General features: G+C 51.1%; 18 protein-coding genes and 1 riboswitch. Of the genes, 16 read left to right on the top strand and 2 right to left on the bottom strand.

The window, feature by feature from the left end; all coding sequences use genetic code 11:
• The first annotated feature begins 31 nt into the window (after positions 1 to 31).
• The 4 genes from Afil_RS01795 to nusG all read left to right on the top strand — a co-directional run bounded on the left by Afil_RS01795 (position 32) and on the right by nusG (position 1934).
• Positions 32 to 682: a hypothetical protein gene (locus Afil_RS01795; RefSeq protein WP_230266816.1), complete on the top strand. Its 651-nt coding sequence runs from the start codon at positions 32 to 34 to the stop codon at positions 680 to 682.
• Between the two features lie 143 nt (positions 683 to 825).
• Complete coding sequence (gene rpmG / locus Afil_RS01800; protein ID WP_230266817.1) at positions 826 to 975, top strand: 50S ribosomal protein L33; 150 nt, start codon at positions 826 to 828, stop codon at positions 973 to 975.
• Positions 976 to 1000: 25 nt separating this feature from the next.
• Complete coding sequence (gene secE, locus Afil_RS01805; protein WP_230266818.1) at positions 1001 to 1201, top strand: preprotein translocase subunit SecE; 201 nt, start codon at positions 1001 to 1003, stop codon at positions 1199 to 1201.
• A gap of 163 nt (positions 1202 to 1364) precedes the next feature.
• Entirely contained in the window at positions 1365 to 1934 is a 570-nt protein-coding gene (nusG, locus tag Afil_RS01810) for a transcription termination/antitermination protein NusG (protein WP_230266819.1), read from the top strand.
• 202 nt (positions 1935 to 2136) lie between these two features.
• On the opposite strand, the gene Afil_RS01815 is transcribed toward nusG, so the two are convergent.
• A complete protein-coding gene (locus Afil_RS01815; protein ID WP_230266820.1) occupies positions 2137 to 3162 on the bottom strand; it encodes a LacI family DNA-binding transcriptional regulator in 1026 nt (341 codons plus the stop codon).
• Between the two features lie 195 nt (positions 3163 to 3357).
• Between Afil_RS01815 and Afil_RS01820 the strand changes: the two genes are divergently transcribed.
• From Afil_RS01820 to Afil_RS01875, 12 genes are all read left to right on the top strand, one after another.
• Entirely contained in the window at positions 3358 to 4632 is a 1275-nt protein-coding gene (locus Afil_RS01820) for a galactokinase (protein ID WP_230266821.1), read from the top strand.
• A gap of 404 nt (positions 4633 to 5036) precedes the next feature.
• Positions 5037 to 5834: an HAD-IIA family hydrolase gene (locus tag Afil_RS01825; RefSeq protein ID WP_230266822.1), complete on the top strand. Its 798-nt coding sequence runs from the start codon at positions 5037 to 5039 to the stop codon at positions 5832 to 5834.
• Between the two features lie 51 nt (positions 5835 to 5885).
• Positions 5886 to 6116 carry a preprotein translocase subunit SecG gene (secG, locus tag Afil_RS01830; protein ID WP_230266823.1) on the top strand — a complete coding sequence of 77 codons (231 nt, stop codon included), beginning with the start codon at positions 5886 to 5888 and terminating at the stop codon, positions 6114 to 6116.
• A 111-nt stretch (positions 6117 to 6227) separates the two neighbouring features.
• Positions 6228 to 7499: an RNB domain-containing ribonuclease gene (locus tag Afil_RS01835; RefSeq protein ID WP_369413413.1), complete on the top strand. Its 1272-nt coding sequence runs from the start codon at positions 6228 to 6230 to the stop codon at positions 7497 to 7499.
• Complete coding sequence (locus tag Afil_RS11325) at positions 7406 to 8653, top strand: RNB domain-containing ribonuclease (RefSeq protein WP_369413414.1); 1248 nt, start codon at positions 7406 to 7408, stop codon at positions 8651 to 8653. Before Afil_RS01835 ends, Afil_RS11325 begins: the two co-directional genes overlap by 94 nt.
• A gap of 592 nt (positions 8654 to 9245) precedes the next feature.
• Entirely contained in the window at positions 9246 to 10571 is a 1326-nt protein-coding gene (locus Afil_RS01845) for a trypsin-like peptidase domain-containing protein (RefSeq protein WP_230266824.1), read from the top strand.
• A 222-nt stretch (positions 10572 to 10793) separates the two neighbouring features.
• Entirely contained in the window at positions 10794 to 12743 is a 1950-nt protein-coding gene (locus Afil_RS01850; protein WP_230266825.1) for an AAA family ATPase, read from the top strand.
• Entirely contained in the window at positions 12733 to 13149 is a 417-nt protein-coding gene (locus tag Afil_RS01855) for a hypothetical protein (protein WP_230266826.1), read from the top strand. Before Afil_RS01850 ends, Afil_RS01855 begins: the two co-directional genes overlap by 11 nt.
• A gap of 514 nt (positions 13150 to 13663) precedes the next feature.
• A complete protein-coding gene (locus Afil_RS01860; RefSeq protein WP_230266827.1) occupies positions 13664 to 14338 on the top strand; it encodes an ankyrin repeat domain-containing protein in 675 nt (224 codons plus the stop codon).
• Between the two features lie 23 nt (positions 14339 to 14361).
• Positions 14362 to 16434, top strand: coding sequence for an elongation factor G (gene fusA / locus Afil_RS01865; protein WP_230266828.1), 2073 nt, complete (start codon positions 14362 to 14364; stop codon positions 16432 to 16434).
• A gap of 218 nt (positions 16435 to 16652) precedes the next feature.
• A riboswitch (Fluoride riboswitch) is annotated at positions 16653 to 16733 on the top strand.
• 50 nt (positions 16734 to 16783) lie between these two features.
• Positions 16784 to 18064, top strand: a complete 1281-nt coding sequence (locus tag Afil_RS01870; protein ID WP_230266829.1) for a cation:proton antiporter — start codon at positions 16784 to 16786, stop codon at positions 18062 to 18064.
• Positions 18065 to 18318: 254 nt separating this feature from the next.
• Positions 18319 to 20061 carry an ABC transporter ATP-binding protein gene (locus Afil_RS01875; RefSeq protein WP_230266830.1) on the top strand — a complete coding sequence of 581 codons (1743 nt, stop codon included), beginning with the start codon at positions 18319 to 18321 and terminating at the stop codon, positions 20059 to 20061.
• Between the two features lie 161 nt (positions 20062 to 20222).
• Here the strand turns inward: Afil_RS01875 and Afil_RS01880 are convergent, their stop codons facing one another.
• Positions 20223 to 20978 carry a DUF6652 family protein gene (locus Afil_RS01880; RefSeq protein WP_230266831.1) on the bottom strand — a complete coding sequence of 252 codons (756 nt, stop codon included), beginning with the start codon at positions 20976 to 20978 and terminating at the stop codon, positions 20223 to 20225.
• Positions 20979 to 21086 lie beyond the last annotated feature (108 nt).

Consider the following 21086-nt stretch of genomic DNA (forward strand, 5'->3'; position numbering starts at 1 on the left):
CCAACGCAGCAGTCGGTATGAAGAGGGAAAAATGATGAATGCCTTATACCGTCCTGCCAAAAACAGCACGCGCGACTGGAATCTGTACGAGCTTCTCTATCTCATTCACATGAACGATGAGGAAGCGTACGCGCTGCTGTTTGCGAGCCTTCGCGGCTATACCGATTTTGTCTACAACAATATGCTTCGGTCCCTTCTTCTTTACGAAGACTGGATCGCGGCTGCCTACGATGTGTTTGACCGGCTGATCTATCGCTATCGGGACAATGAGAAGTGTTCGATCGGAACGGTCTACTACGCCTGTCTTCGCAACAAGGCGACCGACCTGATTCGCAGTGCCAATCAGTTTTCTTCCCTGCAAAGGCGCAATACACTTTCCCTGGAAGCCTGCTTTGAGCGCCGTGAATTTGGCGGACCGAATATTCAGAACTGCTTTCAGAGCGACATGGTACTCGAAGAAAATCATTTAGCGGCTTCCGCCTGCGATGAGGTGCTCGCTGAACTCTCCAAAGAGCTCGATGCGCTCGACATGCAGATCCTGACTATGCTCAGAACGGGCTATACCCAGAAGCAGACATCCGCCATTCTGTCCATTACGCTCTCCCGCGTCGGAACGGCGCTGCGAAGAGCGCGCTCTGCCTGGAAACGGCATGAAGTGTTTTCAAAGGAACCGATGTTTTAAGAGCTGAGCGATTTCTTTTCGGCATTTGGATTTGGATTTCAGGTTCCGACGATAAAGGACCGGCATGGAGGCCGGAGGCCGGGGCTTTGTTGACAGAAAATGGGTTGAATGCTATATTTTTAACTTGCAAAGGAGGCCATACTATGGCTGATAAGATTACTTTGGTTTGTACCGAATGCTTTTCCCGGAACTATACGACCGAGAAAAATAAAAAGACGCAGACAGGCCGTCTTGAAGTTCGAAAGTACTGTCCGAAATGCAACAAGCACACTTTGCATAAAGAGTCAAAATAAGACTGACTAGTAAAGGAATTTGATAATGGCTGAAAACGAAATCAAGGACCCGACCTATTCGCCCAAAGCGATCTGGGCGGAACTGAAAAAGGTACAGTGGCCTTCGTTCAAAGAGCTGATGAAATCCAGCGGACTCGTAATTCTGTTTACCGCACTCTTTGGCCTCTATTTCTTCATCTGTGAAATTGCGGCCTCCGGTCTCGTCAGCTGGATTGTTTCGCTTTAAACTGGATTACATGGCTTAACCAAAAAAGGCAGACTCGCGCTGCCTTTTTGATTATCCGTCCATTTTGGCGGCACTTCGCTGGATTTACGGTCCTTAAAATCAGGGGCACCATTCGATCAGTGATATAAATTATACAGATCTTTTCAAAAGGAGAGGAACCAATATGACAAGTAAAGTTAACGACAACGATGTCGCCTGGTACGTCGTCAATACGTATGCCGGTCAGGAAAATCGTGTTAAGGAAAACCTTTTAAAACGAATCAGCACCATGGGTCTGGAAGATTCCCTGTTTGATGTCGTTGTAGCGGAAGAAACCGAAGTGGAATACAAAAACGGCAAGGAAATTACAAAGACGCACAATCTCTTCTCCGGCTATATTCTCGTGCGCATGCGCATGACCGACGAAGCCTGGTACGTTGTCCGCAACACCCCGGGCGTAACCGGATTCATCGGATCGAGCGGAAAGGGAGCAAAACCGTTCCCTGTAGCCCAGGAAGAAGTGGACGCCGTACTCAGAAGACTTCATCGTCCGGTTGAAAACGTCACTCTCGATGTGGTTCCCGGCGATAAGGCCGAAGTCATCAACGGCCCGATCAAAGGCACCGTTGTTACGGTTGAATCCATCGATACCGCAAACCGTAAAATCCATGCCAGCTACCAGATGTTCGGCAATGAGCAGAACTCCGATTTCGAATACGGCGATCTGCAGAAAATTGAACCAAGCGCTGACTGATCGCATACCCTGAAATCTCAAGGCAAAAGCATTCGCTGCCCAGGGATCAGGACGGCTAAAGCATGCGCAGCAAGCTCTGCATAATTCAAGGCAGGTTTTCCCAGGAAGGAAAGCCTGCCTTTTCTTCGGCTGATCGCTGCGTCGATCGGCTGTCTGAATTTTCGACGAAAAAACGCCAGGCAAAATGGGCCTGACGTTTTAGCTATTTGTTCATATCGAGTTCAATCGCATCCGGCGCGGTTCGTGTGGACTGGCGGCTGATCATGTAGCAGGGAAGTTCCACTTTCATAGGCTGGATGTTTTCGTTTCGCTTCCAGGCGTCATGCAGCATGCGCATGCCCGTTGAACCGATCTCGTAGGTCGGAACGAAAATGGTGGTCATTGGGGGATAGGTGTAGTTGGTTTCATCGATGTTGTCGAAGCCGATAATCGAAAGATCATCCGGAATACGCAGGCCGGCTTCGTAGCAGGCGCGCATCGCGCCGATCGCGATCGGGTCGCTGGCCGCAAAAATGGCGGTCGGCACCGTTTTGGCATCGATCAGCGATTTCATCATTTCGTATCCGGATTCCCGGGTGAATTCCTTCATTACGACGTACGGTTCAAATTCGAGGCCGGCTTTGGTCGCAAACCGGCGGAAATATTTCAGACGGTCATCGCGGTATACTTCGCCGCTGACGCTTTCAATCCCGCCTAAAAAGCCGACTTTCTTGTGGCCTTCGGCAATGAAGTGGTCCATGACGATCCGCATCGCACCCTTGAAGTCGGGAACGATGAACGCGTTGGTAATGGTATCGAGTTTCATATCGAGAAAAATGATGTTGGGACAGATCGCGATCATTTTCTGGCGATCTTCCGGAGAGAACTTACCGATGCACACCAGACCGTCCACTTTTTCCATGCGGCGCGGAATCGACATTTCCGAAGCAAAAGAGCGGATGATGGTAATCATGTGGTTGGAGCAATAATTTTCAACACCCTGGCGGATGTTCAGGTAATACGGGTCGCTCGCCTCATTTTCCGCGGATACCCACTGAACAATGCCGACCGTCATGGTCGAAACGTCAGCTTTTTTCTTCTTTTTCACGTACCCGAGCGTTTCAGCGGCTTCGAGAACGCGGTCTCGAGTCGACTGCGGCACGCTCAGGGTCAGATCATTATTGAGAATACGCGAAACACTGGCACTCGATACGCCAGCGAGGTTGGCAACGTCTTTTAATGTGGCCATAAAATCACCTCTTATATTTAGTCCATTCTGATAGTAAACGGTATCGCTTATGACGAAAAGAGGAAAAATGATACTCCTCTATTAATTTTTAGTAAAAACAAAGTTTTAGTTCAAGACTTTTAGTAAACATTGAAAGAACCAGTGCGTTTTTGTTAGAATGGGTGTATTGATAGCGGTTAACAAAGGAGAAAAAGAATGCTTGCTAGTCAGTTAAGAGAAGAAATTGTAAACGGGGCGCAGGATGCGCGTCTCACTGAGATCTACGGCAGCCTCGCAGAGTCGCAGAAACCTCGGTACGCCAAAGCCATCGACAAGTTCATGGAACTGTATGGAGACAAGGATGTACAGGCCATCTCCGTTCCTGGACGCAGTGAGGTTATCGGAAACCACACCGATCATCAGCAGGGTGAGGTCCTCGCCACTTCGATCAACCTCGATATCATCGCCATCGTCAGCCCAAGAGAAGACGGTGTCGTAAAAGTACTTTCCGACGATTATGATATTCCTCCAATCGATCTGTCGGACCTCAACGTGCACGAAGATGAAAAAGAAAGCAGTCAGGCCCTCATCCGTGGCGTCGCCGCAAAGATTAAGGAAGACGGCGGCAACATCGGCGGCTTCGACGGCTATATGACCAGCGACGTGCTGCAGGGAAGCGGTCTGTCTTCCTCTGCTGCGTTCGAAGTCATGATCGGAAACATCTTCTCCGATCTCTACAATAATCAGAGTCTGGATCCCGTTGAACTCGCCAAAATCGGCCAGTACGCCGAAAACGTATTCTTCGGCAAACCATGCGGTCTGATGGACCAGTCCGCATGCTCCGTCGGCGGTCTGATTCACATCGACTTCGCCGATAAGCACAACCCGATCGTCGAAAAAGTCGACATCGATTTCTCCGACTTCAACACCTCCCTGTGCATTACCGACGTTCACGCATCCCATGCCGACCTGACGCAGGATTATGCGGACATTCCGTTCGAACTCAAGGAAGTGGACGAGTTCTTCGGAAAGCCGGTTCTGCGCGAAGTGGATGAAGCGGAATTTTATTCCCGTCTTCCGGAACTGCGTGAAGCCGTGAAAAACGACCGTGCACTGCTGCGTGCCATTCACGTATTTGAGGAAAACAAACGCGTACAGAAAGCCGTTAAGGCTCTCTCCGAAGGCGATCTCGCCGGCTTTGAAAAGCAGATCCTCGCTTCCGGAACGTCTTCCTTCAAATATCTCCAGAATATCTATTCTCCATCCGACTACAAAAACCAGGCGGTTTCTCTGGCTCTGGCTTTAAGCGAACTGGTACTTGACGGAAAAGGCGCTCACCGCGTCCACGGCGGCGGATTTGCAGGCACAATTCAGGCCTTCGTTCCAAACGAACTCGTTGATCAGTACGTGAAGACTATGGACAGCACCTTTGGAGAAGGCGCATGCCACGTTCTTCAGATCCGTCCTTACGGCGGCATCCGCGTATTCTAATCCAAGTCCGCTAAACGCATGCCTGAGCTTTTAAACGGCAAAGCAAGGCAGTCCAACTGAAAATTATGAACAAGCAAAGCAGCCTGCACGCAATCAAATTGCAGGCTGCTTTTTCTCTGTCTGCCAGAAGAAGACGGCTTGAAAAGGAAAGCGGTTTGAAAGCTTTGACGTCCCCTTCAAACTGGAACGATCTGGATTTCAGTGGATGAGAGTGCGCCAAACCGATACAATAGCTCCGGAATATCTTTCTGGTATATCATTCCCCAAAATCGTCTGGGATTACGAAAACCAGAAAGTCTGTTTTTAAAAGGCTGCTTGAGCGGACACCCAGTCGATCCGATCGGCCTGCCGGCAGCTGAACCGAAGCCGGCAGGGAAAACGAAAGAGAAAAAAGAGGAAGAGACATGAAGAAGAAAACAATGATTTTTGATCTGGACGGTACGCTGTATCGCGGAACGGCTCCGATCGAAGCGGGAATCCGCGCGATTGAGTTCTGTCAGGCGCATGACATTCCCTATCTTTTTCTGACCAACAATTCCATGCGCACGCCGCAGGAAAACGCGGAACACATGCTGAAAATGGGCTACCCGAACATTCGCGCTGAGGACTTCGTCAATTCGGCGATGGCCGCAGCTGCCTGGGCGTCAAAATACTGTGCGAAGACCGGAACGCCGCGAACGGCCTGGATGATTGGACAGGCCGGCATGAAAGAAGCGCTCGAACTGGAAGGCTTTGCGATTACGGAAGACCATCCGGCTTTTGTATTCATCGGTCTGGATAAATCCGCAGACTATGCGAAATATTCCAGAGCACTGGGATTTCTGCTCAACGGCGCAAAGCTGATCGGAACAAATATGGACCGCATTCTGGCCAAGCCTGGTGGTTTTGAAGTCGGCAACGGCTCGGTCGTTACGCTGTTTGAATACGCCACGGGACAGAAAAGCCCCGATATCGCCAAGCCAAGTGCTCCGATTCTCGAAACGGCTTTGAATAAGCTCCATATTTCGAAAGAAGAAGCCGTAATTATTGGAGATAATCTGGAAACCGATATCGCGCTCGGTTATAATAATCAAGTTCAGACTCTTTTCGTCCAGAGCGGCGTGCATAAGGAGTCGGATATCGAACGGCTCGGGATTATTCCCGATGAAACCGTGGCAAGCCTGGATGAGGCAGACTTTCTGCGTCTGTCCGCCATGGCTTAGAAAATAGTTTGTTATAATGATCACGGGAAAAAGAAAGAAAGAGTGATTTGTATGGAAAACTTCTTAAATATTTTGTTAATGGTCGACTCAGGTATCATGATTATTCTCGTCCTGCTGCAGAGCGGTAAATCCGACGGACTTTCCGCAGCATTCACGGGAAGCGGAGATCTTAACCTTTTTGCGGTTCAGAAAGAACGCGGCTTCGAAAAGGTTCTCTCGTATGCCACGCTCATCTGCGGCATCATTTTCTTCGCCCTTGTAATCGCTTTACAGATTGTCTAAGGCCATCCGGCCTTTTTTATTTTGCAGGCAAGTTTTTGTATTTTACAGACAGGATATTGTATGAAGAGGGTATTAAAGACTTCTGGACTGTCTCGAAAGGGAGGGATTTGAATGAAGGAAGAAATTGTTGAACTGCTTCAGAAAAAGAAAAAACTGACTCCATACGGACTGGGCAAAGCCATGCACATCCGCACGGAACGTGAAAAAAAAGAACTTCAGATCGCGCTCAATGAGCTCGAAGATGAGCGCATCATTTATAACGACCACGAAAAGTACGTCTTCATTGACGGCCAGGAATGGGTGATCGGCAAGATTAAGGACGTTTCTGCAACGGAATATGCGGTTCTCTGCAAGGAGAACAAGCTGTATGTCCCCAAGAAAAACTGCCGCATGATGATGGACAAGGACGAAGTGCTCGTTCACAACTATGGACTGATGCCGGAAGTTGTCCACATTTATGAACGCGGCATTACGTGCATTCCTGGAACCTTCGTCCGTACCCGCAACGGCCTGAAATTCCGCAGCGATGTGGATCTTCACACCTCTTTTATCGTGACCAACCAGAAGGCTTACAAACTTTCGGCCGGCACCAAGGCGGTCGTTAAAGTCGTAGACTATTCCGCGCCGCTTCGCGTAAAAATCATTGCGGTGCTCGGTCAGGAAGACGAACCGGGCGTGGACATCAGCGCCATTCTTGCGGAAAACGAAGTCCGTCAGAACTTCGGCAAGAAAGTCCGCGCGGAATCCGATGAAATTCCAGAACGCGTCCACAAAAAGGAAATGAAGGATCGCCACGATCTGCGCGATCTGATGACCGTCACCATTGACGGCGACTCCACCAAGGACTTTGACGACGCAATTTCTGTTGAAGCGCTGGCCAATGGCGGCTGGAAACTGTATGTCCATATCGCAGACGTCAGCCATTACGTCAAGGAAGACAGCGACATCGATAACGAAGCCTACAAGCGCGGCACTTCGATTTATGTCGCCGACCGCGTTGTGCCGATGCTGCCGTTCGCGCTGTCTAACGGCATCTGCTCGCTGAACCCGGGCGTGGATCGTCTGACACTGACGTGCGCCATGGAATTCAACCCGAACGGCGTCATGACCGACTACGAAATTTACGAGAGCGTCATTCATTCGGATGCACGCTGCACATATTCCAAAGTAAACGCCTATTTGGAAAATCCGCAGTCCGTTCCGGAATATGCACCGGTCGGCAATCTGCTCACCGCCTTCTCCGATCTGGCGAAAAAGATGCGAGAACAGACCGAAAAGCGCGGGGCCATATCGATTTTGAAACGAAGGAACCCAAATTCGTACTCGACGAAAGAGGCGTTCCTGTCGATATCCTCATCCGCGATCGCGGCTGGAGTGAAATGATGATTGAAGAGGCCATGATTGCGGCAAACGTTGCGGTCGCTCATGAGCTTCACTCCAAATCTCTGCCGGGCATGTTCCGAATCCATGAAGATCCGGATCCCGAAAAACTGCAGACGCTGGTCAACATGGCCAGTATTTTGCACGTGCCCTGCGACCTGGATGTCGAAAACTGCCAGCCAAAAGATGTCGCCCGCTTCCTGGCTTCGATCGAAGGCGAAGAAGAGAAGGAAATTCTTTCCACGATCACCGTTCGCTCCATGCAGAAAGCCCGCTACAGCGAAAAGAACGTCGGCCACTATGGTCTGGCGCTCGATGAATACTGCCACTTCACATCGCCAATCCGCCGTTATCCGGACCTGCTGATTCACCGCATGCTCCGCCGTCATGTCATTCATAAGAAAAACGACGAGAAGAGCCTGCTCAAGGATGAAAAGCGCATGGAAAAATCGTCCATGCATCTGTCCGAAAAGGAAAAGGATGCCGTTACGATCGAACGGGCGGTCAACGATCTCGAATTTGCGAAATACATGGAAAATAAAGTCGGCGAAGTATATGATGGCCTGATCGTCGGCGTCACCAGCTTCGGCTTCTTTGTCGAACTCGACAACACCGTCGAAGGCATGGTTCCGCTGCGCAACATGATCGATGACTTTTACAACTACGATGCCGATACGATGATGCTTACCGGCGAAAATACCGGAAAGACCTTTACCCTCGGTATGCCGGTACGTATTAAAGTCCGCGATGTACAGACGGCCAAGCGCCAGATTACGTTCGACTATCTCGAAACGCTTCCAAGCCGTTCTGCGATGCGTCCAAGTACGCCTGTGATCGAAACCGCTGAACCGAAACCGGAAGAACAGCCGGAAGAAGAAATTCTGCAGGCGGAAATCGTGTCGGAAGAACGCGATGTAAACGTGACGATTACAGAAACGGAAGTTCAGGCGGAAACTCCGGCAAAAGAACCGCCTGCCAAGGCGGATTCTGAAAAAGCCGAAGATCTGCCTGCCGTCGAAGCGCAGGATGACGATCTGCCGGCGGTAGAATCCGAAGGCAGCGATCTGCCAGCCGTTGAACCGGCAGCCGATTGTGAACGGCCCGCGACCGAGCCTCAGGAAAGCACAGAACTGCCGATTGCAGAACCTGTAAAATAAGCGGATCTTCTGTGCACAACAGAAATGAAAAATGCAGCGCTTCCGAAGCGATCTTCGGATGGCGCTGCATTTTGCGTCTTAGTGGAAAAACTGACAAGGACCGAGAAAGACAGACAAGTACAGACAAGGAATAGAAAGGGACAGGCAAAGGAAGAGGAAGCTCATGGCGTTTTCCGATTGTCGGTTTCGGTGAAGTTTCTTTCCCAAATCGTCACGAAATCTGCGTGCTCTGCGCAATATGTTATCTTATGTGATTTTTACCATTTTCCCTGTCGATTTTTGCAAATGGACCATCGTACTGCGATAATAAAAAACCACAGGAAATTTTTTGCCGGCGATCTGAAGCGGCGAAGCAATCGCTTTCTACGGTGGATTCGCTTTGTCTCGTAACAAAAAGCGCTGAAAAATTCCCAGGTTTCTGTGTAAAGCAGAAAAGGGTATCCGTGCCTGCCGATAAAAAATTCTGTTACCCTGTACTCAGGAAAAACGAAACGATGCAGAGCTTCTGCACGATCGCTTTTTCTCTGTACTTGCCTTGCAAAGTCCGAATACCAATTACAAAAAACGGAAGTCGAAAGGAGGAAGGATTGAAATGAAGAAAATGAAAACCGGACTGGCGGCGCTCGCGCTGGCCATGTCGATGTACATTCCTGCCATTTCAGCCGTGCAGGCCCAGGAAAGCCCGGATCTGCAGGCATCCCATTCACAGACCATCGAAGGACAGAACGGTCTCGAAACCGCCGTTCATGTTACGGATGAGCCGGAAGATTACTCCGTAAAACCGCAGGCTTCGATTGACGAAATTGATAATATTCCCGAGAGCGCCGTTAAGGTTCCTCGAAAAGTAATCGGTGAAGACGATCGCTATCTGATTGCCCGTACCGATGTGGCGCCGTACAACGCCATCTGCAATCTCACCATCACCTTTTCCAATGGCGGGGTATACTCCGGCACTGGATTTCTGATTGCGCCGGATACGATTCTGACCGCCGGCCACTGCGTCTTTGACCATGACAACAACATGGGCTGGGCGAGATCGATCGTGGCGGTTCCGGGCGGCAAGGATCCATCCAATCCGGACAACCAGTATTCGTCCAAACTGCTCATGGCACCGCCTGACTGGACGAAAACGGGCGCAAGCAATACCGACTACGATCTTGGTCTCATTCGCCTGAGAAAGCCGATTGAAGGGGTGGAACCGCTGAAGCTGGCTACGCTGGATCAGTCCAACCTGGACAAGACGTATGAACTGGCCGGCTATCCGTACAATGAAAACATTTCCCTGGAATCGCAGGGCATGTATGGAGCCAAAGGCCGCCTGCATTCGATGACCGGACGCCGTACCGTTCTGCATACCATTGACTCGTCGAGCGGTCAGTCCGGTGCTCCGCTGCTCAACGAAAACAATCAGGTTGAAGCGATTCATACATTTGCCAAGGCGAGCGAACAGCTCAATGGCGGCGTTGCCATCGACTCCTACATTTACGCGTATGTGGCCTCGTATGCGGCCATCGATGAGCCGGTGTACCGCCTGTACAACCCGAACTCGGGTGAACATCTGTACACGACGGAATACAACGAGCTCGTCAACTGCGTAAACTACGGCTGGAAAGACGAAGGCGTCGCCTGGCATTCCGAAAAGAACGGCGTACCGCTGTATCGTCTCTACAACCCGAACGCGGGCGACCATCACTACACGCTCGATACCGCTGAGCGTGCCGCACTCGTGGAAATGGGCTGGACAGCCGAAGGCATCACCTGCTATACGTCCGCAAGTGAAAACGATCGGCCGGTATACCGTCTGTACAACCCGAACGCGGTTGCCGGATCGCACCATTTCACGTTTAACGCAACAGAACGCGACGGTCTTGTAACGATGGGCTGGGTCGATGAAGGCATTGGCTTCTATTCAAAATAAACTTCATAAAAGACAGGCATGAATTCCCAAATCCTTACTCTGGGCGTTCATGCCTTTTTCGTTTTCTTCACTTCGCCGTTCGTTCTCCGGTTTTTTGGTAAAATGAGAATAAATTTTCATGAGTCAATCAACATCGAACGTTTCCCGTTCTCTGCCTAAATCGGGCAGGGAAGGAAGAACGCTTCGATGAAATCGATATTCGAACATTCTGGAGAAAAAAGTATGGATTCGAACCTTTCCAAAGCCAGCCAGGCCTGGCAGCAGGGCTATCGTCTTTGTCAGACACTCGAACAGATGGACCCTGCTTTTCTTAAACCCCTTGAAAATACGCTGACTGAACAGTATCGCATCGAAGTCCTTTCGCTGCTGCTCTATCTGGCCGAAGCGGCTGGCGGTGTCCAGGCCAAACGGGCTGCTCTGATCAACGAAGTGCTGTCCTTTCACTACACCCCGAGTGAATACAACGCGCTGATGAAGCGGCTTTCGCTGCACAAGTCGGATTTCAGCTCGCTCATTCCTGTCGTACTCAAAGTCGCTGCCCATGGCGATCAGCTAAGCGGCACAGGCAGTACGTATCAAAGACAGATTCTTTCCGTTCTCAGCGAAATTTCCAAAAACGCCTGGGAGTGTGCGGGCAAGGATCCCCTTGAAGAACTTGACCAGCAGATTTACATTTTGTTTCTCGACAACTGGATTCACAAAAACCAGCCGGCACCCGATACCCCCAAGGAACTGATCGATACCCTCGATTCGCTCGGCCGTCTGGAGCGGGAACTCGGTCCGTCGCTCTTTCCGGAACAGACTTCGACCATGGGCGGATCGAGCGATCCCAAAACGCAAAATAAACAGGCCCCCAAAACCAGTGAAACGGCCGAAGCGAAACCGGAACAGCCGGAAAAAACACTGGATGAGCTGATGGAAGAGCTCAATTCGCTGACCGGGCTGAAAGGCGTTAAGGAAGACGTCAACAGCCTGATCAACCTGCTGAAGATTCGCCGGATCCGTCGAGAGCGTTCGATGAAGGAAATGCCCGTATCGATGCATCTGGTGTTCACCGGCAATCCAGGAACGGGCAAAACGACCGTCGCCCGGCTGCTCGCCGGCATTTATCATGCGCTCGGCGCCTTAAGCAAAGGTCAGCTTGTGGAAGTAGACCGTTCGGAACTGGTCGGCGGCTATGTCGGCCAGACCGCAATCAAGACGCAGGAAGTCGTCAACTCCGCTCTGGGCGGCGTGCTCTTTATCGACGAAGCCTATTCCCTGGCCGCCGGCAAGGACAAAGCCGACTTTGGCCGGGAAGCGATCGATACGCTTCTGGTCGAGATGGAAAACCATCGTGACGATCTGGCGGTTATTGTCGCCGGCTATCCCGAACCGATGGAAGAATTCCTGCAGTCCAATCCGGGTCTGAAATCGCGATTTAACAAGTTCATCGATTTCCCGGACTATACCCCGGAAGAACTGTATGAAATTCTCTTAGGCATTTGTAAAAAGAACGGCTACAAACTCTCCGAAAAAGCCCAGGAAACCGCGAAGTCGATGTTCAGGGATCTGTACGAAAACCGGGATGCCGATTTTGCCAACGGCCGTACCGTGCGTAATCTCTTTGAAAAAGCCGTCGTACGCCAGGCCAACCGTCTGGTCAAACTCGACACCTTAAGCAACGAACAGCTCGAAACGATCGAAGCCTCGGATCTGAGCGGAGAAGAACCGGAAGATGCAGAGAGTGAAAAAGCAGAGGACGAAGCCAAAAACGAGTCCGCTGCGGAAAATCCTGATCCATCTGCTTCGAATTCGGAAGAAATACCTGCCGAACCAGCCTCTGTTTCTGTAAATACAGATCCAGAAACATCCGAGGCTTCGGATCTGTCGAGAGCAGAGAAGGGCACGGAAACGGAGAACAATCCAAATCAGAAAACGGAACTTCCGTTGCTTCCCGCATCCGACAGCGAGACACCGGCTGCAAGCCCAAAAGAAGAAACAGGTCCCGATCTTCTGGAAGGGGAACTGGATGCCGTCGACGTTCTGGAACGGTTTAAAAACGGCGAAGAAGGCGCCTTTGCGGATCCGCAGGCGCTGGCCAAGGCACTCATATCCCGTGCCGGACGAAAACGTGATGAAGAAAAAGCCATGAAGGCAGCCGCAAAGAAAGAGGACCAGCATGGCAAGTGAGACAAAACGGATTCTCGAACACTTTGATTGGATCGCTGAACAGCTTGGCGAAGATCTTTCCTGGTACATCGTCTATGAAGCAGCGCTCAAAGCCGGGGATATGCTTCATGTAGAAGGCAGCTACGATCTTCCCGACAATAAAAGACGCCTGTACAACTATGCGACAAGCATTGAACTATGCCGGCTGCTTGAAGAACACGTCCTGATCGGCGAGAAGGTGGACATTACCCACGAGTTTTACATCGAAGCCATGGACTATTTCGCGCTCCATGTGCCGGCTGTCCCCACGTTTGAGCTGAGCGGCTATCTGAACTATCTCGACAGCTGGTCCATGCAGTTTACGGACTGGACGAGTGCTCATCCGCAGCCTTTTGAAAATCTGGAAATTGTCGTCAGCACGTGCTGATCGCTTTATGAATGTGCGGACGAAAGATGAATGCTGCCCGCTCGAAATACTCCAGTCCTAAAAAATGGGCAGGGAACAGGAAAATCCGCTTTTCTGTTTGAACGGTTGTGCCAAAAAGAATCTGGATTTCTTCGTGAAAAGGAAGAATCCAGGTTTTTTTACGTTTTCGTGCTGTTTCTTTGAAGGGATCGGATATCTGCTGGACGCCATTTGGGGCTTAAACGGACAGAAAGTACGGCCTGCACCCTGATCCGGACGAAAAAGCGGCCTGTTCGGTCGACTAAGTGTCCAGTTTGGAAACAATTTGAAAGGCGAAATGGAAACCCTTACAATGAAGTCACTCACAGGAAGGAAGTGGTTTTATGAAAAGCAATGTTGTTGTTTCGGTGCTTGTTAATGGGAATAAAACCGGGCTTTCTTCCGGATTAAGCTGGGACAGTGTGCAGTAGGGTCTTTTGACCTGAAGCCATCTGGCCCGGCTTTTTGATACCAGAATTATAGGAGGATTTACAAAATGGATCAGAAATTCAATAAGGTGTTCTGGGATGCATGCGCAAATGGCGACTTCGCAATGGCAGTCGGCCAGATCCGCACCGGAGCTGATGTAAACTACGCCAACGGAGACGGCAGAACCGCACTGATGCGCGCTGCCAAACGTGACCGCAAGGATATCGTTCAGTTACTGATCGATAACGGTGCAGATGTAAATGCAGCTGACAAATACGGAAAAACCGCTCTGATGGGCGCAGCCAAAAAAGGCAACCGCACAATCTGCAAGGCGCTGATCGAAGCCGGTGCTGACGTGAACGCAAAAGATGACAACGGCAGAACCGCACTCATGCGTGCCGCTCTTCTCGGACAGGATCGCTGCATTCAGGTTCTGCTCGATGCCGGCGCAGAAATCAACGCCCAGGACGAAGTCGGCCGCAGCGCACTCATGGAAGCCTGTATCGCCTTCAAGCGCGACACCATTAACATGCTGCTCGAGCGCAACGCCGATGTGAACCTTTTCGATAATAACGGCTGCACCGCTCTGATGCGTGCGGCATACGGCGGATATCCTTCGCTCGTAGAAAAACTGATCGTTTACGGCGCAGACAAGGATATGGCCGATAAACAGGGCAACAAAGCGATTGATTATGTACGTGAACACTGCAGAGCCCAGCTCGAACCCATGCTGGAAATGTAGACGTCTGAAAGGAAAAAATAATTATGAGAGACTATAAAAGCAGCGAAGTCCGCAACGTCAGTGTCGTCGGCCACTCCGGCGCAGGAAAAACATCCGTTCTGGAAGCGATGCTTTACTACACGGATGCAACGGAACGCTTTGGAAAAACCAGCGAAGGTTCTTCGCTGATCGATTTCGATGCAGAAGAAATCAAGCGAGGCATCTCCATTTACACTTCGATCGTTCCGATCGAATGGGATGAATGCAAAATCAACTTCATCGATACTCCGGGCTACCTTGACTTCACTGGCGAAAAAGAAGCCGGAATGGCCGCAGGCGATAACGTTCTGATCGTGGTCAATGCGAAAGATCCGCTCCAGGCTGGAACCCGTCTCGCCTATAAAGAAGCTGTTGCTTCCCATAAACCGACCATCTTCTTCATCAACCATCTCGATGAAGAAAACACTTCCTTCGACTCTGCTTATGCAGCTCTGCACGAAGCTTTCGGAAAATCCGTTATCCCGTTTGAAGTGCCAATTATTGAAAACGGCGAATACGTAGGTACCGTCAACATTCTGAAAAACAAAGCCTGGTATCATCATGGACCAAAAGCTTCCGACTCCGTCGCTCAGCCTGTTCCGGAAGAAATGGCCGATGAAATCGCCATGTACAAAGACCAGATCGCTGAAGCAGTTGCCATGGGCGACGACGATCTGATGGAAAAATTCTTCTCTGGCGAAGAATTTACCGACACGGAACTGACCAAGGGCGTTCGTATTGGCGTACGCAGCGGTGAAATCATTCCTGTATTCTCCGGCTCCGCCGTCGAAAGCCGCGGCATTGGCCGTCTGATGGATCTGATCATCACGTACTTCCCGTCCTATTCCGAAAAGGGAATCATCACCCTGGAAACGCCGGAAGGCGAACCCGTTGAACTGCTGACGACGGAAGAAGAAACCATGACCGCACAGGTTTTCAAGACGATCATGGACCCGTTCGTAGGCCGTATTTCCTACGTCAAGGTTCTTTCCGGAACGCTCGCTTCCGATTCTCAGGTTGTCAACGGCAACACCGGCAAACCGGAAAAAATCGGTGCGCTGTTCACCATTAAAGGCCGCTATCAGACCGCTGCCGGAAAACTCTTTACCGGCGACATCGGCGCCATCTCCAAACTGCAGAATACGAAAACTAACGATACACTCTGCGCAAAGGGTACCCGTCTGATCAATAAGCCGATCGTCTTCTCCGAAGCTCTGTACGGCCAGGCGGTTACGCCTAAGACAAAGAACGATGAAGACAAGCTCTCCACCGGTCTAAACCGTATTTCCGAAGAAGATCCGACCTTCCGCGTTGAAAACAACCCGGAAACGCGTGAAACCGTCATCTATGGTCTGGGCGACCAGCATCTGGATGTCATCGTCAACAAGCTGAAATCCAAATTCAAAGCGGAAGTTCTGCTGAGCGATCCGAAAGTTACGTATCGCGAAACGATCACCAAGACGGCCGTCGGCGAAGGCCGTCATAAAAAGCAGTCCGGCGGTCATGGCCAGTTCGGTCACGTCTTCGTTGAATTCGCGCCAAACCCGGATGAAGAAGAACTCGTCTTTGACGAAAAAGTATTCGGCGGCGCCGTACCGAAACAGTACTTCCCAGCCGTTGAAACCGGTCTGCGTGAAAACGCCATGGTCGGCCCGCTAGCCGGCTACAAGATGGTCAACCTGAAGACGACGCTGCTCGATGGCAAATACCACGACGTCGATTCTTCCGAAATGGCCTTCAAACTGGCTGCCCGTCTTGCGTATAAAGACGCAATGACCAAGTGCCGTCCGATTCTGCTTGAACCGATCATGAACCTGAGCGTTCGCGTTCCGGATGAATACACCGGCACAATCATCGGCGATCTCAATAAGCGCCGCGGCGCCATCCTGGGCATGGATCCAGAAGGCGATGAACAGGTGATCTCCGCACAGGTTCCGATGATGGAACTGTCCAAGTACGCCATCGATCTGCGCTCCATGACACAGGGCCTTGGAAGCTACACCGTTTCCATGGACCGCTACGATCCGGTTCCGGAAAACATCGCTTCCCGCATTATTGCTGAAGCAGCCAGGGACTAAATCCGCTTCAGGCCTGATCCAAATCTTTCCAAAACTTAACCGAAACAGCATGCCGAGCAGCCGAAAATTCCAGCTGCTCGGTTTTTGGCATACTCTCATTCGGATCTGAGGGAAGTCCTCGCCGGAAGAGGCGGCGGACCCGCGGATTTTTGAACGGTTTTGAATTTTCTGGATTTTCCAGAAGCTTTTTTGACCGATTCGTAAGAAAACGTGTCTATACTCTTTACGGGAATGAAGTTCTCCCTCGGGAAACCGGAACCGCTCATGCACAAATGCAGGCTGATGACTTCTGTGATTTTTTTTTGAATCGCAGAAAGCATCAGCCTTTCTGCGTTTATGGAGGTATTTTATGTTAACGTCTCTGGCTCTGATCATCCTGATCGGACTCGCTTTCGCGAAACTCTGCGAACGGCTGCGGCTGCCGCGCATTATCGGCTATCTGCTCGCCGGAATCTGTATCGGACCCAGCTTTCTGAACTGGCTTGATCCGTCCATTCTTTCCATTTCAGCGGATTTGCGCCGCATCGCGCTGGTCATCATTTTGATTAAAGCCGGCTTGTCCTTGAATCTGAACGATCTTAAACAGGTCGGACGCCCGGCTCTTCTGATGTCCTTTCTGCCGGCATCCTTTGAAATTCTCGGCTTCGTGCTCTTTGCCCCAGCACTCCTTCATATCTCGCTGGTCGAAGCCGCGCTAATGGGATCGGTGGTCGCCGCCGTATCGCCTGCTGTAGTCGTTCCGCGCATGGTGACGCTGATGGAAAAGCGCTATGGCACATCCAAAAGCATTCCCCAGATGATCCTGGCCGGCGCGTCTCTGGATGACGTATTTGTCATCGTGCTCTTCAGTACGTTTTGCGATATGGCCCAGGGCGGCAGTGCGCAGCTGTCCATCTTTTTAAGCATTCCCGTCTCAATTGTTCTTGGTCTTCTTTTAGGCGCCGCGTGCGGCTGGATGCTTTCCAAATACTTTACGTGGCAAAGCCAGAAGGGAAGTGCCGTTCCTGCCGAACGCAAAGCCATTCTCGTTCTTGGTCTGTCCTTTCTGATGCTTGCGGTGGAAGCGCTGATCAAACTATACGTGTCGCTCTCCGGTCTGCTTGCGGTTTTGAGCCTGTCCATGATGGTAGCCAGAGACAGCCAGAAAGAAATTACGCTTACGCTTCAGAAGCAGTTTGGAAGCCTCTGGACCGGAGCAGAAATTTTCCTGTTTGTGTTGGTCGGTGCGGCGGTAGATGTGCAGTACGCGGCCCTGGCTGGTGCACGGGCTGTACTGATGATCGGCATAGCCCTGATCTTTCGGTGCGTGGGCGTTTCTCTCTGTCTGCTTCACACGCATCTCAATAAGAAGGAGCGTCTGTTCTGCATGATTGCCTACCTGCCAAAAGCGACGGTGCAGGCGGCAATTGGATCGACCGCCCTCGATCTGGGTCTGTCATGCGGTCCGATTGTGCTTTCGGTAGCCGTTCTTGCCATTCTGATTACAGCACCGCTAGGCGCCATCGGTATGGATCAGACGTATTTCCGCCTGCTTTCTCACGATGAAAAACCGAAAGGAAAACCGGAGGCCAGCGCTGCAGACGGTAAGAAGCCAGAAGAATCTTCCGCAAAAGCCGTTTTCCATTCGTGATGCAGACAGGCGGATCCGCCTGTCTGCGCAGCGAGCGGTTTCCATTTTGACTCTCGGCCATTTTTCTGAATGGTTAGGAACGAATCCCGCAAAATGCCGGGACAGGACGGATTTTCCAAATTCCTCTTTCTCTGCGCTATACTGATCCTCATATGTCCCGACATTCGGACGGCTTCTGCTTTTCCCCCGAAACAGCCGTTTGCGATCGAGTCTGGGACAGAGCGAAAGAAACAGAAAGAGAGGAGAAATCGGTCATGAAGACACTGAAGTATTTTCTTTCCTTTTATAAACCGTACAAAGGCGCGATGATTCTGGATCTGGTCTGCGCATCGATTCTGTCTCTGGTCGATATTGCCTTTCCGGCCATTCTGAGCGCGTTTACCGCGAAAGCTGCGGGCATCTCCGGTCCCGCGCTGCTGAACTGGATGCCGTGGGTCATTCTTGGACTGCTCGTGCTGTACGGCATTCGAACGGCCTGCCGCTTTTATGTCGCGTGTCAGGGCCACAATACCGGTGCCCAGATGGAAAGCGACATGCGCAGAGATCTGTTTGATCAGTACATGAAGTTCTCGCACGCCTATTACGATCAGGTCAATACGGCGACGCTCAGTTCCCGCATGGTTTCGGATTTGATGGATATTTCCGAAATGGCGCACCACTGCCCGGAAAACCTGCTCATCGCCTCGGTGAAGCTGATCGGTTCGTTTGTGATCATGTTTTCGATGAACCTGACCCTGTCTTCGATTTTGCTGGTGATCACGATTCTGATGGCCATTACCGCCTGGAAGCAGAACCGGCGCATGAAAGAAACGTTCAAGCTTAACCGCGTGAAAATCGCCGGAATCAACGCGTCGCTGCTCGATTCGCTCGAAGGCATTCGCGTTGTAAAAGCCTTTGGCAGCGAAAAGCAGGAACAGAAGAAGTTCAGAAAAGCCAATCGCGAATTTCTTGATTCCAAATTTCAGAACAACCGCGTCATGGGAATTTACTACAGCTCGAACTACTTTTTTCAGGGACTGCTCTATACGGCCGTCATCGGTGCCGGCGGCTATCTGATTGCGACTGGAAAAATGCAGGCGGCAGAACTGGCAGCCTTCGCTCTTTACGTCAACGTGTTCATTGGTCCGATCGACATTCTTCTTGAATTTGCGGACAGCCTGATGAAAGGCTTCACGGGCTTTCGCCGCTTTGAAGAAGTCATGGAAACGAAACCGCAGATTACCGAAAAGCCCGATGCCAGATCGCTTGAAAATGTGAAAGGCGACATCGCCTTTGATCACGTTTCCTTCCGCTACGATGACGACACGCCGGTGCTCGATCAGGTCAGCTTCGAAATTCCTGCCGGCGGCCGCTACGCGCTGGCTGGTCCGAGCGGATCGGGAAAATCGACGATCTGTTCGCTTATCCTTCGCTTTTACGATGTGACCGGCGGAGCCGTTCGCATTGACGGTGTGGATGTCCGGGATCTGACGCTCGAGTCTCTGCGCCAGCAGATCGGTGTGGTGACGCAGGATGTCTACCTGTTTGACGGGACCATTGCGGACAATATTCGTTACGGAAAATGGGACGCGACCGAGGAAGAAGTCCTGGAAGCGGCACGTAAAGCCAGCCTGGCGGAATTTATTGAATCGCTGCCCGATGGACTGCAGACGCGTGTCGGCGAAAAGGGAACCCGTCTTTCCGGCGGACAGAAGCAGCGTATTTCGATCGCGCGCATTTTCCTGAAAGATCCGAAAATCGTCATTCTCGATGAGGCGACTTCCGCACTCGATAACGAAAGCGAATACTACATCCAGCAGGCTCTTGAAAAGCTGACCGAAAACCGGACGTCGCTGACGATCGCGCATCGTCTTTCTACGATCGAAAACGCGGATCGCATTCTTGTCGTAGATGGCGAGGGCATCAGCGAAAGCGGAACCCATGAAGAACTGATCGCGCAAAACGGTCTGTATGCGTCTTACGTCTTCCGCCAGTTCGGCCAGCACGAAACGCATTAAGCGCAAAATCATTTTGAAACGACGAAACGCCGTATCCTCGCAGAACAGGGATGCGGCGTTTTTGAATGCTCGAAAATCATGCCAGGGTCCTTTGGAAAACGGAGAAAAAAGGCTGTGCGCCTCTCCTGCAAATACAGGATCGGTTGCACAGCGAATGCGTCTTACTGTTCTTTCTTTTTGGGAGCAAAAGGGGACTGGGCCGATCGGCGGGTACCGTGTCCGGAAGCTTTCATAGAGGAGCGCTTGAGCATGGACGATTCCTTCTTCTTTTCGAGAAGGGCTTCCTGCTCCTTTTCGGCTTTCTTTTCCTGGTTTTTCTGACGCTTAAGATAAATCAGCAGCCACACCGTGGAAAGAATGTCTGTGAAAAAGCAGAGCTGAACGACGCCGGCGGCAATGGCTTTGGAACGGTCGAGCTTTTTCGCCTTGACGAGCTGAACAAGAAGCACGAAGACATAGGCGGAAGTGATGCCTAACAAAATCCAGGAAAAGGCTTCAAACATAAAGTCGCTCGTCGCCCGTTTCATTAAAATATTCAGCACGATTTCCGGAAGCAGAGCCGTCTTGGTAAAGAGAACATCGATGAGCGTGGAAATGGGCGGCAGCCCGGATGTCGTCGCCTTCCAGATCAGACAGGCTGCGGTACAAAGCATCATCAGCGCGAGAACGCAGAGCAGGATGGGTGCAAAGGACTGCAGCGCGAAGAGATAGAAGAAGTGGGCGCTGGCGGCCATTCCATACAGGAAAAACGCGCAGAAATTCTTTTCCGAAGAGAGCGCATACACCAGCATGAGCAGACAGCCGGTAATCAGACACGATACGCACAAAATCATCATTTCTGTGCTGGTGACAAAGCCGACAAACAGCGTACTGATCACCAGCAGGATCTGCGCGAGATAATACAGGATTTTCTTCATGATCCAATTCCTTTTCTAAACAAAGCGGCAAACCGATTTCCTGAGTATCCGAAAGCATGCCGATCGTTTCGGCTTCGCAGGCCGATCAGGCTCGTTTCGTACAGGCTT

This window comes from Allobaculum fili (assembly GCF_020969955.1).
Classification (GTDB): Bacteria; Bacillota_I; Bacilli_A; order Erysipelotrichales; family Erysipelotrichaceae; genus Allobaculum; species Allobaculum fili.

Coding starts and splice junctions, on each gene's coding strand:
- secG (WP_230266823.1), top strand. CDS start 5,886: ATGGAAAACTTCTTAAATATTTTGTTAATGGTCGACTCAGGTATCATG.
- Afil_RS01880 (WP_230266831.1), bottom strand. CDS start 20,978: ATGAAGAAAATCCTGTATTATCTCGCGCAGATCCTGCTGGTGATCAGT.
- Afil_RS01860 (WP_230266827.1), top strand. CDS start 13,664: ATGGATCAGAAATTCAATAAGGTGTTCTGGGATGCATGCGCAAATGGC.
- Afil_RS01820 (WP_230266821.1), top strand. CDS start 3,358: ATGCTTGCTAGTCAGTTAAGAGAAGAAATTGTAAACGGGGCGCAGGAT.
- Afil_RS01875 (WP_230266830.1), top strand. CDS start 18,319: ATGAAGACACTGAAGTATTTTCTTTCCTTTTATAAACCGTACAAAGGC.
- Afil_RS01815 (WP_230266820.1), bottom strand. CDS start 3,162: ATGGCCACATTAAAAGACGTTGCCAACCTCGCTGGCGTATCGAGTGCC.
- fusA (WP_230266828.1), top strand. CDS start 14,362: ATGAGAGACTATAAAAGCAGCGAAGTCCGCAACGTCAGTGTCGTCGGC.
- Afil_RS01855 (WP_230266826.1), top strand. CDS start 12,733: ATGGCAAGTGAGACAAAACGGATTCTCGAACACTTTGATTGGATCGCT.
- Afil_RS01835 (WP_369413413.1), top strand. CDS start 6,228: ATGAAGGAAGAAATTGTTGAACTGCTTCAGAAAAAGAAAAAACTGACT.
- Afil_RS01845 (WP_230266824.1), top strand. CDS start 9,246: ATGAAGAAAATGAAAACCGGACTGGCGGCGCTCGCGCTGGCCATGTCG.
- rpmG (WP_230266817.1), top strand. CDS start 826: ATGGCTGATAAGATTACTTTGGTTTGTACCGAATGCTTTTCCCGGAAC.
- secE (WP_230266818.1), top strand. CDS start 1,001: ATGGCTGAAAACGAAATCAAGGACCCGACCTATTCGCCCAAAGCGATC.
- Afil_RS01850 (WP_230266825.1), top strand. CDS start 10,794: ATGGATTCGAACCTTTCCAAAGCCAGCCAGGCCTGGCAGCAGGGCTAT.
- Afil_RS01825 (WP_230266822.1), top strand. CDS start 5,037: ATGAAGAAGAAAACAATGATTTTTGATCTGGACGGTACGCTGTATCGC.
- Afil_RS01795 (WP_230266816.1), top strand. CDS start 32: ATGATGAATGCCTTATACCGTCCTGCCAAAAACAGCACGCGCGACTGG.
- Afil_RS01870 (WP_230266829.1), top strand. CDS start 16,784: ATGTTAACGTCTCTGGCTCTGATCATCCTGATCGGACTCGCTTTCGCG.
- nusG (WP_230266819.1), top strand. CDS start 1,365: ATGACAAGTAAAGTTAACGACAACGATGTCGCCTGGTACGTCGTCAAT.